The 15,120-nt window shown below is 44.3% G+C and carries 15 protein-coding genes; 12 read left to right on the forward strand and 3 right to left on the reverse strand.

All coding sequences use genetic code 11. The annotated features are described in order from the left end of the window. Window positions 1–471: 471 nt before the first annotated feature. From ACESZH_RS04020 to ACESZH_RS04040, 5 genes are all read left to right on the forward strand, one after another. Window positions 472–1,821: an MATE family efflux transporter gene (locus tag ACESZH_RS04020; protein WP_373212220.1), complete on the forward strand. Its 1,350-nt coding sequence runs from the start codon at window positions 472–474 to the stop codon at window positions 1,819–1,821. 84 nt (window positions 1,822–1,905) lie between these two features. Next, a complete protein-coding gene (locus ACESZH_RS04025) occupies window positions 1,906–2,289 on the forward strand; it encodes a hypothetical protein (RefSeq protein WP_373212217.1) in 384 nt (127 codons plus the stop codon). Window positions 2,290–2,539: 250 nt separating this feature from the next. Then, window positions 2,540–3,007 carry a GNAT family N-acetyltransferase gene (locus ACESZH_RS04030; RefSeq protein ID WP_373212214.1) on the forward strand — a complete coding sequence of 156 codons (468 nt, stop codon included), beginning with the start codon at window positions 2,540–2,542 and terminating at the stop codon, window positions 3,005–3,007. Window positions 3,008–3,041: 34 nt separating this feature from the next. Next, window positions 3,042–4,355: a Na+/H+ antiporter NhaC family protein gene (locus ACESZH_RS04035; protein ID WP_373212212.1), complete on the forward strand. Its 1,314-nt coding sequence runs from the start codon at window positions 3,042–3,044 to the stop codon at window positions 4,353–4,355. A gap of 28 nt (window positions 4,356–4,383) precedes the next feature. After that, window positions 4,384–6,219: a DUF975 family protein gene (locus ACESZH_RS04040; protein ID WP_373212209.1), complete on the forward strand. Its 1,836-nt coding sequence runs from the start codon at window positions 4,384–4,386 to the stop codon at window positions 6,217–6,219. On the opposite strand, the gene ACESZH_RS04045 is transcribed toward ACESZH_RS04040, so the two are convergent. The 3 genes from ACESZH_RS04045 to ACESZH_RS04055 form a co-directional block, all read right to left on the reverse strand. Further along, window positions 6,191–7,240, reverse strand: coding sequence for a sensor histidine kinase (locus ACESZH_RS04045; RefSeq protein ID WP_373212207.1), 1,050 nt, complete (start codon window positions 7,238–7,240; stop codon window positions 6,191–6,193). The genes ACESZH_RS04040 and ACESZH_RS04045 overlap by 29 nt on opposite strands. Then, on the reverse strand, window positions 7,227–7,919 hold the full coding sequence (locus ACESZH_RS04050; protein WP_373212204.1) for a response regulator transcription factor: 693 nt from the start codon (window positions 7,917–7,919) through the stop codon (window positions 7,227–7,229). The genes ACESZH_RS04045 and ACESZH_RS04050 overlap by 14 nt, the downstream gene beginning before the upstream one ends. Before the next feature lie 115 nt (window positions 7,920–8,034). Beyond that, the gene (locus ACESZH_RS04055) at window positions 8,035–8,889 is read right to left on the reverse strand and encodes a DegV family protein (RefSeq protein WP_373212201.1); all 855 of its coding nucleotides are present in this window, start codon (window positions 8,887–8,889) and stop codon (window positions 8,035–8,037) included. Between the two features lie 193 nt (window positions 8,890–9,082). On the opposite strand from ACESZH_RS04055, the gene ACESZH_RS04060 reads away from it, so the two are divergent. From ACESZH_RS04060 to ACESZH_RS04090, 7 genes are all read left to right on the forward strand, one after another. Then, window positions 9,083–9,763 (forward strand): exonuclease domain-containing protein, encoded by a 681-nt coding sequence (locus ACESZH_RS04060; protein ID WP_373212198.1) that lies wholly within the window; start codon window positions 9,083–9,085, stop codon window positions 9,761–9,763. 72 nt (window positions 9,764–9,835) lie between these two features. Then, window positions 9,836–10,873 (forward strand): alcohol dehydrogenase, encoded by a 1,038-nt coding sequence (locus ACESZH_RS04065; protein ID WP_373212195.1) that lies wholly within the window; start codon window positions 9,836–9,838, stop codon window positions 10,871–10,873. 168 nt (window positions 10,874–11,041) lie between these two features. Continuing rightward, window positions 11,042–12,334 (forward strand): glutamine-hydrolyzing GMP synthase, encoded by a 1,293-nt coding sequence (gene guaA, locus ACESZH_RS04070; protein WP_373212192.1) that lies wholly within the window; start codon window positions 11,042–11,044, stop codon window positions 12,332–12,334. A gap of 159 nt (window positions 12,335–12,493) precedes the next feature. Then, the gene (locus ACESZH_RS04075; protein WP_373212190.1) at window positions 12,494–12,616 is read left to right on the forward strand and encodes a hypothetical protein; all 123 of its coding nucleotides are present in this window, start codon (window positions 12,494–12,496) and stop codon (window positions 12,614–12,616) included. Next, complete coding sequence (locus ACESZH_RS04080) at window positions 12,613–13,182, forward strand: TetR/AcrR family transcriptional regulator (RefSeq protein ID WP_373212188.1); 570 nt, start codon at window positions 12,613–12,615, stop codon at window positions 13,180–13,182. The genes ACESZH_RS04075 and ACESZH_RS04080 overlap by 4 nt, the downstream gene beginning before the upstream one ends. 8 nt (window positions 13,183–13,190) lie before the next feature. After that, window positions 13,191–14,339, forward strand: coding sequence for a GNAT family N-acetyltransferase (locus ACESZH_RS04085; RefSeq protein WP_373212185.1), 1,149 nt, complete (start codon window positions 13,191–13,193; stop codon window positions 14,337–14,339). Between the two features lie 165 nt (window positions 14,340–14,504). Beyond that, window positions 14,505–14,648 (forward strand): hypothetical protein, encoded by a 144-nt coding sequence (locus ACESZH_RS04090; protein ID WP_373219861.1) that lies wholly within the window; start codon window positions 14,505–14,507, stop codon window positions 14,646–14,648. Window positions 14,649–15,120: the final 472 nt, after the last annotated feature.

Genomic DNA, 15,120 nt, shown 5'->3' on the forward strand with positions numbered 1-15,120 from the left:
GTAACACCGAAGATATATGTCAGCTTATTTTGAAACTGTGAATGTTATTATGAAGAGCCGTATGTGGGAAAACCGCAGCGCATGTACAGGTGCTGAGAATGTTGTTTTCAGGAGTCTGGTATCGCCTCCAGTGATGTCATAATCGTTTCTTGATTTTTTTCTTTACAAATGCAAAAGATATGTGATATTATGATATCCAAGCGAATAAGTTTAAAGCCGGCTAAAAAAGCGTGAAATCAAGGAGAAGTGCTTATCTCCCCTTGTTTTCACGCTTTTTTATGTTAAAGGAAAGTACTCCATTTTGTTCCGCACGGAAGTTTGCTAAACTTTCCTATAACATAAAAAACGCAGCTTACGCTGCGAGGATGCGCACTCAGCGCAAGAGGAATATGGTTGCTGGCGCAACCGCGCTTCGGCGCGAGTGTGCGCCAAGGCGCACACTTTTTATTTGGAGAGGAGGAATTTTGCAATATGAAAGAAAATAAAATGGGTGTCATGCCCATGCCAAAGCTTGTTATTACAATGTCGCTTCCTTTGATGCTGTCATTGTTGATACAGTCACTTTATAATATTGTGGACAGCATTTTTGTGGCAAAGCTCAGTGAATCTGCATTGACCGCTACTTCGCTGGTGTTTCCCATACAGCTTTTGATGATCGCGGTGGGCGTTGGTACTGGAGTAGGTGTAAATGCAGCTTTGTCCAAAAATATAGGTGCGAAAAATACTGCCATGGTTGAAAATATTGCTATGACAGGGGTGCTGCTTTCGCTTTTCAGCACAGTGGTTTTTATGGTTTTGGGATTTACATGCACTGGAATCTTTGTTCACGCTTTTACGAAGGATGAAACCATTGCGGAGTACAGCATCCAGTATCTTTCTATCTGTATGATTTTTTGTGTTGGAAGCCTGGTCAGCACTATGTTTCAGAGATTTTTGCAGTCAGTTGGGGATACCTTTTACAGTATGGTATCGCTGATCGCAGGTGCAGTGACCAATATTATTTTGGACCCGATCATGATTTTCGGATGGTTTGGAGTTCCGGCCATGGGAGTACGCGGGGCAGCGATCGCAACGGTGATTGGGCAATGTGTCAGCGCCGCTGTGGCTATTTGGCTTAATGCTGTTAAGAATCCTACTGTGAAAATAAAGTGGAAAGGATATAAGCTGAACAAAGCTGTCGTAGCACAGATTTATAAGGTCGGACTCCCCACTATTATCACCCAATCAATTGGCAGTATTATGGTGGCAGCGATCAATGCAATTTTGATGCCGTTCTCATCCACAGCAGTTGCCTTTTTCGGTGTATATTACAAATTACAGAACTTCCTGTTTATGCCAATGAATGGCTTGGGACAGGCGGCAATTCCAATCGTGGGATATTGCTATGGTTCTAAAAATTATAACCGTATCAAAGAAGCGATCCGGACGATCTTACCCATTGCGATCGGTATCGCCCTTGCGGCAACAGTAATTTTCATGGTGTTTCCATCTGCGCTGCTTGGTCTGTTTTCACCGAGCAAGGAGATGCTGAGCATTGGTGTTCCGGCTTTGCGGATCATTTCCATAACCTTTGCTCTTGCATCGGTCACAATGATCCTTGGATATTCCATGTCCGGTCTTGGGACGGGAATGGTCAATATGTTGGGGACAGCTTTGCGCCAGTTGATCATATTTGTGCCGCTGGCATATTTATTTGCATCGCATTTTGGAATTGGAAAGGTATGGTATTCCATGTGGATTTCTGAGCTGATTGCTGTAGTTTATGCTGTTTTGGCTTCCAGAAATGTAATGCGTAAGAGGAAAATCATGAAAAATGGCTGAGCCGCAGGGCGAGGCTGTTTGCAATAAATCCCACAGTTTTTTTGGTGTAGGGAATGTATATCATATAAAAGGAGAAGAAAGATTATGAACGAAAACACAAAAAAATGTCCAATTTGTCCAAAAGAATGTGACTTATCTGACCCTCATTGCGGGCGGGGCGAGGAGTATGCCAAAACAGGAAAACTCCCGGATCAGGAACATGGAAAAGGTGAACACGGAAAGGGAGAACACGGCCCAAAACGACTGCGATTTGAAAACAAAGAAGAGCAGCTTGTGATGAAGTATTTGCATCATGCGGTCGGCGTGGCTGACAGAGGCGGAATCAACCAGGAGCAGGCAGGAGAAATGTTCTCTGTACTTACCACGGAAGAAACGAAAAAGCTGGCAGAAATGCTGGAAAAATTATCGGAACACTGGATGAAGATGGCGCCTGATAAGCCTCACCATCATGGAAGAAGGCATGGTTAAGCAAAGGTGGTACCGAATGGAATAAGCCTGGAATGCGCAAAATAGGAAGTAGTATTCAAAAATCGTTTAAACCTCTAAACTGATGTTGACAAACATATTCAGTTTGGAGGTTTATTTTATATTTGAGAATTTTGTACCAGAAGCTTGACTAATTTGAAAATATATGCTCAAATTATTGAAGCATATGTTCCGATTAGAAGTGATTACAGGAAAATTTTTGGAGGAACTGGCAGTTCAGGAGTGTATCAATATGGAATTAACGTATAAAATTGCTGCATTAGAAGATATAGAAGTTTTAACATCTGCACGAATTGAAGTGTTAAGGGCAGCAAATAAACTGGATGACAGTGTTGATATGTCAGAGGTGGAGCGCGAGTCTTATCAGTATTATAAAGAAGCATTGGCGGATGGTTCGCATATAGCAATTTTAGTCTATGACGGACACAAGCTTGTGGGGGCAGGCGGAGTGAGTTTTTACAAAGTAATGCCTACATACCATAATCCCAGTGGCAGAAAAGCATATATCATGAATATGTATACAAAGCCGGACTATAGAAGGAAGGGAATTGCCTATCATACACTGGATCTACTGGTAAATATTTCGAGGGAATGCGGCATTGATCATATTACCTTAGAGGCAACTGATCTGGGCAGGCCATTATATGAAAAGTATGGATTTGTGAAAATGAATGATGAGATGGAATTATTAAAGCAATAATCAAAAATAAATGTTACTATGAGAGGAAATGAGTATGAAAAAGAACAATCCAAAAGCATTGCTGCCAATAGGTGTATTTCTGGTTCTATATCTGGGACTGGGAATCATATTTGAGTATGTGATGAAGATACCCATGGGATTTTATAATGTTCCCATTGTGATCGCATTTATGGCGGCAATCCTGGTGGCGTGCCTTCAGAACAGGGAGCTAAAATTTGATGACAAGCTGGAGGTTATGGCCCAGGGGCTGGCAGATAAGAATATTATCACAATGATTCTAATCTTTCTGACAGCAGGAGCATTTGTGGGCGTAGTGGGAAGAAGCAGCGCGGAGAGCGTGGCATATTTTATGCTGTCTTTGATCCCGGCGAAATTTGCGGTTGCCGTATTGTTTGTGGTAGCATGCTTTGTATCTACGGCTATGGGAACCTCCGTGGGTACGATCACACTGATTACACCTATCGCGGCAGCAGTGGCTGCAGCCTCCGGATTTAATCTGCCCCTGTGTGTAGGTTCTGTTATGGGCGGCGCGATGTTTGGAGATAATCTGTCATTTATATCAGATACAACCATTGCAGCGTGCAATGGTCAGGGCTGTGCTATGAAGGACAAATTCCGCGAGAATTTTGGAATTGCGTTTCCGGCGGCGGTGGTGACATTGGCGCTGATCCTGGTGCTGTCTCTCCGTACCGACTTAAGCGGGGCAGTGTCACAGGATTATAATCTGATACAGATTATTCCATATGTGCTGGTTCTGATCGGAGGGATTATTGGGATTAATGTGTTTGTAGTCCTTTTGGTCGGTATTGTATCCGGTGCGGTGATCATGCTTGCAACGGGGCAGATCGCTCCGGTGGATCTGATCAGCAGCATGGGCTCCGGAGCGGCTGGAATGTTTGAAACAAGTATGGTCGCCATTCTGGTCTCCGCAATGTGTGCTTTGATCAGGGAGTACGGCGGCTTTGAGGCGCTGCTGTTTGCGATCCGCAGAGTATTTAAGGGCAAAAAAGGCGGGCAGCTTGGTATGGGAATCCTGGTTGGCGTGATGGATATTGCCACTGCAAACAATACGGTCGCCATTGTTATGGCAAATCCCATTGCCGCAGAGATGGCACAGGAATACGGCATTACCCCAAGGAAATCAGCGTCTATTCTGGATACCTTTTCCTGTGTATTCCAGGGTGTGATTCCTTATGGAGCGCAGATGCTGGTGGCATTGTCAGCAGTTAATGAACTGGGTTATGAACTGTCGGCGTTTGATGTGATTCCCAAGCTGTTTTACCCGGGACTGCTGCTTGTCAGCTCTTTGCTCTTTATCTTTGTAGTTCCGGAAAGAAAGAGAAAATAAAGAATACCGGATGGAGGAAAAAGAAAATATGTCAACAAGAAAAGAGATGAAGAAAAAGGCAAGGGCATCACTAAAAAAACACTATCTGATTTTTGTGATCATTTGTGTGATGGCAACATTTATGGGAAGCCAGAAAAATGGAATTTTCTGGAGTATGGAACCGAATCAATCATCCGATGCGGATGTTGTCCAGACGGGAACGACCTCTGTCAGCAGGGGCTTTAACAGTGTGTGGAACAGTATTTTGGAGGGAAATCTGGCTGAAAGCAAGGAGGAGTCAAAGGAAAACCTGAACGAGATCAAGAAAAACGACACCAACCGCTATCTGGGACACAGCAGAGGCGTATTGGCACAGGTGGTGAATTCCTTTACGTCAGGCACTATCCTGGTAACCATCGCCAGCGCCGTCAGTTCCATCGTAAAATCGCCGGATGTGGCAACGGTGATCCTGGTATTTCTAAGTATGTTGTTTGTAGGATCCATATGGGCGTTTATTCTTAATGTATACAGTGCGGTATCTGCAAGATTTTTCCTGGAGGGCCGCATTTATGATACGATTCCCATACGGCGTTTTGTATTCTTTTTGAGCATCCGGAAATGGTTCCGGGCTGCCTGGACGTTGCTGTACGAGAATATTCTGCTGACTCTTTGGAGCTTTACCATTGTGGGAGCCGTAATTAAAACATACTCCTATTTTCTGGTTCCATACATAGTTGCGGAAAATCCGGATATGCCGGCAAAAACCGCAGTAACTCTCTCACGGAAGATGATGAATGGTCATAAATGGGAATGCTTTAAGCTGGATCTTTCCTTTATTGGATGGAGGCTGTTGGATGTTTTACCGCTGGGAATTGTAGGGCATTTTTATGTGAATCCTTACTATGAGGCAACCATGGCAGAATATTATTATCAGCTTCGGAGGCTTGCAAAGGACAGAAACATACCAGGAGCAGAACTTCTTAATGACAGATATCTGTATGAGAAACCGTCTGAGGAAGTGATGGAAAAGGCATACGGGGATGTGCTTGCCCTGACAAATAAGCCAGACGCTGACAACGGAAAGCGGATGGGACTGCGTGATATTCTGTCAAATGTTTTCGGAATCGTCTTAAACTATGGGGAAAAGAATCAGATTTATGAAGAAACGGTTGCGCGAAATGCAAAAACCGATGCCCTGAAAAATATACTCAGAGGCAGGGAATATCCTTTCCGTCTGTATCCCATGGCAAGACCGGAAAAGGAGAAGGATGAGGCGGGACTCCGCTATCTGCGAAGCTATTCGGTTTCCTCACTGATCATGATGTTTTTCCTTCTCTCCTTTGTGGGATGGTTATGGGAAGTCAGCCTTCATCTGATCACGGATGGAGAGTTTGTAAACCGCGGCGTGCTCCATGGTCCCTGGCTGCCAATCTATGGAACAGGAGGAATCCTGATTCTGATCGTGCTGAACAAGTTCCGGTCAGATCCGTTGAAGGAGTTTATTGCGACTGTTGTTTTGTGCGGCTGTGTGGAGTATTTTACCTCCTGGTATCTGGAGATCACGCACAATGGTATGAAATGGTGGGATTACAGCGGATATTTCCTCAATCTTAACGGGCGTATCTGTGCCGAAGGACTTTGTGTATTTGGACTTGGCGGTCTGGCTATTGTGTATCTGATCGCGCCCCTTGCGGACGATCTGTTAAGGAAAGCAAAGCCGCGCCACCTGGCAGCAGCATGTGCGGCTTTGCTCCTGATATTTTCCGCAGATCAGGTCTATTCCTCCAAGAATCCCAATGTGGGAAAAGGAATTACCGACTATCAGGCAAGAGCGGTTTCCTATGAGAAAAACCTGGTTATTCTGGCTGAGGCAGGCAAACGATGAACTGGCTGCCTTCCTCCAACTTGCTTTTTACCTGAATGGTTCCGTTACATAATTCTACAATCTGCTTTGCAATGGAGAGACCCAGACCGAGCCCTGGCGTGGAACGGGAAGGGTCACCCTGATAATATGGATCAAACAAATGCGAAAGCGTTGTTTGATCCATTACTTTTCCATTGTCTTTGACGGTGACAACGATCTGGTCATCCTGACGGGAAAGCTCTACGGAGATTTCTCCCCCTTCGGGGGTGTATTTTATTGCGTTACTGATCAAGTTGATCCACAGATGTTTCATCAGCTCCCGATTTCCCGTGAAATCCACGTTGGGAAAGTCGCCGCTGAAGGTCTGCTGCTTTTTCAGCCATTCGTGGGATAAAAGAATGGCACACTGACGGAGCTGCTCCCCAAGATCATAGCGCTGGATGTCTGACACCAGCTGCTGCGAGGATAATTTTGTCAGAAGGATTACATTGCTTGTAAGGTTGGAAAGGCGTTCGGATTCCTCCTGGATGATTTCCAGATAGGTGCGCTGGTCCTCCCTGGGAAGCTCCTTTTCCAGAAGCAGGGATGCAAAGCCATTGATGGATGCAATGGGAGTTTTAAATTCATGGGAATAGCTGTTTACAAAGTCTTTGCGTAGGTATTGCACGCTTTCCAGCTCTGCGCTCATTTTGTTGAAATCCCTGTAAACATGCGCCATAGAATCGCCTTTTCCGTAGGTGATCCTGGCGGAAAAGTCACCGTTTGCCACCTTACGGATGCTTTCTGATAACGTAGTCAGCTCCCGTTTTCTGCGCCTGTACATAATAGCAAAGATGATGATCAGAATGATCAGGGCAAGCACAAGTGTGCTGAGAAACTGAAATTCTGCACGGAGATAAACATCTTCGATAGCGGCAATTTCAGTGAGCAGCCAGGTCATAAAAATGTACAGCGCATTGATGATAAACACCAGTGCGGTCACAAGTATGATCAACTGTAACACAAATTTCCGCATGGAGCGGCCAATATCATTTTTCGCCATTGATAAACTCCCTGTTGATCTCTGCCTTATAACCAAGCCCCTTGATGGTCATAATATGAAACTCCCGGATATCCGACAGGCGGTTACGGATGCGGTTTATATGCGTTTTAATGGTATCTCCGCTGGTACCGGAATTAATTCCCCATATGCTGTCCAGAAGCTGTTCCTTGGAAAAAATCTGATTGGGGTAGGAGAGCAGCTTGAAAAGCAGATCAAATTCTTTTTTGGGAAATTCCAGGTATTGGGAATCAGAGTAAACGGCATATTTTTCAGAATCTACGGTTATGCTGCCCAGGACGATTTTTTTGCTCTGGGAAATGTTTGCCCGCCTTAAAAGGGCGCTGACACGCCAGAGCAGTTCGTCGCTGCTGAAGGGCTTTGTCATGTAATCGTCTGTTCCAAGCTCAAAGCCCTGCTGCTTGTCATCCAGGGATTCCTTGGCTGTAAGCAGCAGAAAAGGTGTGGTATATCCTTCCTCGCGGATGTTTTTCAGCAATTCATAGCCGTCCATGCGCGGCATCATAATATCCGCCACGATCAGGTCAATACCGCCGCGGTGGATGCGCTCCAGCGCTTCTATGCCATCGCAGGCAGTCGCCACTGTGTAATGATCTACAAGCCGTGCCTCAGTCAAAAGACGCATGTTACGGTCATCTTCTACAATTAATATTGTTGCCATAATATGATACTTCCTGTTTTTAGTCTGACATAACCGGCTTATTTCTGTGCGGCTCTGTCAAAAATAACATATACCATATAAAATGGGGCTGTCAATCCTATTCTTTTGAAATGTGCTATTCTTCGGAAATACCGCATACGCCGAACGCACCCGGGCCGCTGTGGGTGGAAACAACGCTTCCTGTCTGGATCCACCGGATTTCGCGAAAGCCCAATGCCGCCGCCTGGTTTTCAATTTCATGCTTTATATTTTCCGACAGACCGGGAGAATAGGGGCAATAAAGGAAGTCCCTGGATAGTTTGTATTTTTCTATAAATTCAGCAAACAGCTTTTGGGATACGCGGTTCATGTTGCCGCGGTATTTTTTTGTTGCTACCAGTTTGCCGTCAACAAGCTCGATAAGCGGATTGAGGGACAAAATTTTGGCACCCAGATAGGCAATATTGCTGACTCTTCCTCCGGCTCTTAAATAGTCCAAATCTCCCGGGAAAAAGCCCATATGACAGTTCTGTCTGTATTGCTCTGCCTTTTTCAGGACAACGGAAAGGTCTGCGTCCGGATTGGCTTCCAGAAATCTTGCCATCAGGATAACCACCAGGCATTGTCCGGCGGAAACCTGCTTGGTGTCAAATGCGGTTACATAGTCCCGATGCTCTGCGGAAATCGCGGCGCTCTGGTAAGAACAGGTTGTGGCGGCGGAATATGCCAGATAGAGGATGCGGCTTTCCGGATATTTTGCATGGATCTCGTCAAAAACTTTGTCGAAATCCGTCACATTACAGCCACTGGTTCTGGGGAGAATCCCGCTTTTTTTATAAAAATCAAACACCTCACTGGTTGGAAAGGTGCCGTCATCCTTTGTCTCACTTCCAAAGCTTACGTGCATAGGTACCGTATATATTCCATACTGCTCTGCCAGCCCTGCCGGAATATCGGCACCTGTCTCGGCTAAAATAATATATTTTTTCATAATTTCCTCCTGTTTGGTATTGCACTGCCGATGGTTAAAAAAATTATAAGGGGGCTGAATAACAGTAATGTAAATTTTGAAGGTGAGTTTGTTTACGTTGAGTTTACTTAAGGAAGATTTGTATGTTGGTTGAAAAAAAGGCTGTAAACTGTTAAAATTTATGAAACAAAAGACATGCTACGGGGGATAAAAAATGCTTGGAATGAACTGCGGAAAAAGGATGGAAAAATATGTGCCGGATTATGTTGTATTTGATCTGGAGACGACGGGGGTATCCGCGGCTTCGGATGAGATTATTGAAATATCCGGCTTAAAGGTTGTGAAGGGAAAGGTGGAGGAAGAATTCAGCACCCTGGTCAATCCTCTGCGTCCGATTCCATATTCGGCAAGTATGGTAAACGGGATTACAGATGAGATGGTGGCAGAGGCGCCGACTCTTGAAAAGGTATTTCCGGAATTCCTGAATTTTGCCGGAAATTCGGTGCTGATCGGACATAATATCCATACCTTTGACCTGAAGTTTCTTTACAGGGCAGCGGGTCACTTTTATGGAAAAACGCTGGACAATGATTACATTGATACGCTGATTCTGTCAAAGATCTGCCTGCCCCAGCTTGCACGCCGCCGTCTGGTAGACCTTGCCGCTTACTACCATATTTCGGCAGAGGGCGCCCATCGCGCGTTGAATGACTGCTATATGAATCAACAGGTATTTGAGGCCCTTGGAAAGGAAATACAGACTGGAAATGTCAAGATTAAGATCTGTCCCCGCTGCGGGCAGGTGATGCAGAAACGAAACGGCAGGTATGGCGAGTTCTGGGGATGCAGCGGATATCCGAGGTGCAGATATACGGAAAATATTTCGTACCGTTGAGGAAAATGGGAGCCATAACCGCAGCTTTTGCGGGGCTGAAAAGAGCAGAAAAAACATCGGGGAGGAAAAAGAATGCTGGCATATACATACATGGAAAAGGGAAAATTTGAGTTGTTGGACAAGCCAAAGCCGACACTGCAGAACGAAAAGGATGCTGTCGTAAAGGTGACACTTGCCAGCATCTGCACCAGTGATCTGCACATTAAGCACGGTTCGGTCCCAAGAGCAGTGCCCGGAATTACAGTGGGACACGAGATGGTGGGAATCGTGGAAAGCATCGGTTCTGCAGTGAAAAAAGTAAAGCCCGGAGACCGGGTAACGGTAAATGTGGAAACATTTTGCGGAGAATGCTTTTTCTGCAAAAACGGATATGTAAATAACTGTACGGATCCGGATGGAGGCTGGGCTTTAGGCTGCCGCATTGACGGCGGACAGGCGGAATATGTGCGGGTGCCTTACGCAGACCAGGGATTGAATGTGATCCCGGACGAGGTGACAGACCAGCAGGCACTGTTTGTTGGGGATGTGCTTGCCACCGGATTTTGGGCAGCCAGAATTTCCGAGATCAAACAGGAGGACACGGTGCTTATTATCGGTGCAGGTCCTACGGGAATCTGCACACTTCTGTGTGTGATGCTGAAACGTCCGAAGCGAATCATTGTATGTGAAAAAGATGCAGACAGGAGAGCGTTTGTCCGTGAACATTACCCGGATGTGCTTCTGGCAGAGCCGGAAAACCTGCAGCAGTTTGTGAAGGAAAACAGCGATCACGGCGGAGCGGATGTAGTGCTTGAGGTTGCCGGAACGAAAGATACCTTCCGTATGGCATGGGAGTGCGCAAGACCAAATGCCATTGTGACCATTGTTGCTTTGTATGACGAAGCCCAGAGCCTGCCCTTGCCGGATATGTACGGAAAAAATCTTACCTTTAAAACAGGAGGAGTGGACGGATGCGACTGCGAAGAAATCCTCCGTTTGATCCGTGAAGGAAGGATCGACACCACCCCTCTGATCACCCATACTTATCCCCTTGCACAGATCGCGGAAGCCTATGATTTGTTTGAAAACAGAAAAGATCATGTGATCAAGGTAGCCGTGAAGCCGTGCTGATGCGGGAAAGTTCTCTGATAAAAAATGATGAATGCTTTGAAAAATATTGGCGCAGATGACGAAAAGGCATCGCGGATATGATAAAAGACTTCGGCTTAAAACATGCTTTTCAGAATCCGATGTGTATGTTACTATAAAGGTATGATTAATGACAAAGGAGAGGGAAAGATGAAGCAAGATATGATTGTGATTCTGGATTTGGGAAGTACGGAAAATACTGTATTGGCGCGGCAGATTCGTGACCTGGGCGTTTACAGCGAAATCCATCCTCACGACATTACCGTGGAGGAGCTGAAGGCACTTGACAATGTAAAGGGAATCATCCTGAATGGCGGGGAAAACAGGATCGTGGACGGAGTGCCGGTGGAGGTCAGACCAGAGATATACACATGTGGCTATCCGGTGATCTCAGTGGACCATCCTACAGCACAGTGTGAGAAGCAGTTTGCGCAGCTTCCGTCAGAGGAGGAGTTAAAAGCGTTTGTTTTCCAGGAATGCAAAGCTGAGGCAAACTGGAACATGAAAAATTTCATCGAGGACCAGGTTGAGCTGATCCGCAGACAGGTTGGAAGCCGTAAGGTTCTCCTTGCTTTATCCGGCGGCGTGGACTCCTCCGTGGTAGCAGCGCTTTTAATAAAAGCAATCGGGCAGCAGCTTGTATGCGTGCATGTAAATCACGGTCTGATGCGTAAAAATGAATCAGAGAGTGTAATCGAGGTTTTTCGGAACCAGCTTCATGCAAACCTGATTTACGTAGACGCGACTGAAAGATTTCTTGGAAAGCTGGCAAACGTAGCAGATCCGGAGCAGAAGCGCAAAATTATCGGCGGAGAGTTTATCCGGGTGTTTGAGGAAGAGGCAAGAAAGCTGGAAGGGATTGATTTCCTGGGACAGGGAACTATTTACCCGGATATCATTGAGAGCGGCACAAAGACAGCGAAAATGGTAAAATCTCACCACAATGTAGGCGGGCTGCCCGAGGATCTGAAGTTTGAGCTGGTAGAACCGCTGAAGCAGTTATTTAAAGACGAAGTACGCGCCTGCGGCGTAGAGCTGGGACTTCCGGCTTCTATGGTCTACCGCCAGCCGTTCCCGGGACCGGGACTGGGAGTGCGCTGCCTTGGAGCTATTACCAGAGACAGGTTAGAAGCAGTGCGGGAATCTGACGCGATCCTGAGAGAGGAATTTGAAAAAGCCGGGCTTGATAAGAAGGTATGGCAGTATTTTACAGTAGTACCAGACATTAAGTCCGTAGGCATGAAAAACCATGCAAGATGCTTTGAGTATATGGTGATCATCCGCGCGATCAATACCATTGATGCCATGAGCGCAACCATTGAGCGGGTTGATTGGGATGTATTGCAGAAGATCACAGACAGGATCCTGGCAGAGGTGGAGAATGTAAACCGGGTATGCTATGACATGTCTCCGAAGCCGCCGGCTACGATTGAGTTTGAATAAATCATATTTTATACAGATTATTTAAAATGACAGGTAGTCGATGGATTATCTGTCATTTGCTATATTATCCATAATGGCAAAGGGATAAAATATTTTTTTGTTGCCATAGTAGAAAAGCTGTTATATCTATTTGGAGGAAAATTGATTGAGGAGAGGTGTATGGAAAAAAGTGAAATTGTAGGATATGAGCCATTGGTCAATGACCTAAAACAATTGACAAAATCAACACAAGTCTCTAAAATAATAATCGACATAGGTGTCGAAAGTGGGGACGCAGCATGATTAGTAAAAAAGAACGTACAAGAGAAAGGATTTTAAAGGCTTCATATAGTCTATTTGCAAGGGATGGATTCAACAAGATTACGATGAAAGATGTTTGTGATGCAACGGGAATGAGTCGTGGTGGATTATATAGCCATTTTGCAGGAACAAAGGAGTTATTTGAGGCTATTCTGATAGAAATTAATAAAAAAGATGAGATGGATTTCTATAAAGAAATGGAAGAAGGATTGTCTGCAGTAGATATCTTAAATCGCGCACTTGTGTTGATGCGAGATGAAATGGAGCACTCGGAAGATTCTCTTTCTTTGGCTATGTATGAATATTCAGGAACGGTATCGAAAGATATGATGAATCATTTTAATAAAATCGGAGAACAGAAATGGACGGATCTGATTGAATATGGAATAAACAGAGGAGAGTTTAAGTGTGTTGATGTGGTAGAAATGGTTAATGTGATTCTGTATGTATACCAGGGGGTTCGAATGTGGAGCCGTATTGTAAGTATGACGCCTGAGGTGTTTGATTCCATTACAAATCATATTAAAAAGCAATTGATAAAGGAGTAGTGAGGAATATGAGATTTGAAACAGATAGATTATTTCTTCGTCCATGGACAGAAGATGATGCAGAAAGTTTATTTGAATATGCTAAAGACCCTGCTGTTGGACCAATCGCAGGCTGGCCAGTTCATACAAGTGTAGATAACAGCAAAGAAATTATTAAGGAAGTATTATCGGCGGACGAAACATATGCGGTATGTCTTAAAGAAGACAATCGCGCAATTGGAAGTATTGGACTAATTCCACCGGCACAGTCACATACAAAGGTGGCTGATAATGAGATTGAAATCGGTTATTGGATCGGAGTCCCATTTTGGGGCAAAGGATTGATTCCGGAAGCTGTAAGAAAACTGCAGGAACATGCCTTTGTTGATCTTGGTTGTAGTGCTATGTGGTGTGGATATTATGATGGAAATGAAAAGTCTAAAAAATGTCAGGAGAAATGTGGATTTACCTATCATCATACTGAGGAAAATAAGCCTTGTGAATTAATGGGTGATGTAAGGACTGAACATTTTACAAGAGTTACCAAGGATGAGTGGATGACCGGTCTAAAGACAAATGAAGTAGTTTTATACATTCACGGTAAAGGTGGCAGTGCAGATGAATCAGAGCATTACAGACAATTCTTTCCGGGAATAGATGTATATGGATTTGATTATAAATCAGAATATCCTTGGGAGGCGAAGGAAGAGTTTACTGATAAGGTCGCTGAATTATCTGAAAAGTATAATAGGATAATTCTAATAGCCGAAAGTATAGGCGCATATTTTTCGATGAATGCCGGTATTGGTAAGTTCATAGATAAAGCATATTTTATTTCTCCAATCGTTAATCTTGAAAAGCTGATATTAGATATGATTAACTGGGCTGGGACGAGTGAAAGTGAGCTTGAAAAGAGAAAAATAATACCAGTAGATTTTGGTGATGATTTGTCATGGGATTATTTGCAGTATTTAAGGAATAATAAGATTATCTGGGATGTTCCAACAGAAATCTTATATGGAAGTGCTGATAATTTACAGTCGATTGATACAATACAGGAATTTGTCATTAAAGAATCTGCGAAACTAACTATTATGGAAGGTGGAGAACACTGGTTTCATACAGATGAACAGATGAGTTTCTTAGATCAATGGCTGAGGACAAAGATTTCAGGATAGATAATAAGTAAATTCCTATTTTTACGCCGATGGAGGATATGGGATGTTTGAAGTATTACTTACTTGTACAACTGAGGAATTATATCATAATGCTGAGATACTTGCTGAGAATCTTACTGTATAAGCTGGACGAACCATCTTGCCATTATGTCAAAAGCAAAAACGATGGAGTTTTATAAAACCCTTTGCATAAAAGAAGCATACTCATCAAGAGAATTGGAACATCAAATAGAAAATGGATATTATGAACGATATATGCTTTCTAAGGGAATTGCTTCCAGAACCAATAAAGGGATTGAAAGAGAATGAGAATCCTAGTGTGGGAATGACTCTTTGTGCTTCTAAAGATGATGAGGTAGTAGAATATGTGATGAGCAGAACTCTGTCTCCGATGATGGTTGCTTTTTTGTCAAGTGTGCCAGAATTGTGCTACTTTTTATTTTTTAGCGATTTTATAGCATCCTGCCGGATGGCAGGCACCAGATCAGTGCCAGAGCACTCCTGCAGTTGGCTAACTGCATTGCCTTGTACATCCAGATACAGATGACAGTACAGTGACAAGATGGTTGTACAGTTACAAGATGACTGTATATTTCGGCCCGCACAGGCTCAAATATACAATGACCTGTATTTCTGTGCCTTAGACGTTCTGATAGCAGCACTCCCATGCACACCGCTTTTATGTGCCGGCGGGCATGAGGGTGTCTAAACTTGCCGTGACTGGATAGAGATTACGTTTGTAATTTCACAGGAAATCCGCTATACTAACAAGCAAGGTCAT

Origin of the sequence: Ruminococcus sp. 5_1_39BFAA (genome assembly GCF_964240875.1) — a bacterium.
Lineage (GTDB): Bacteria > Bacillota > Clostridia > Lachnospirales > Lachnospiraceae > Blautia_A.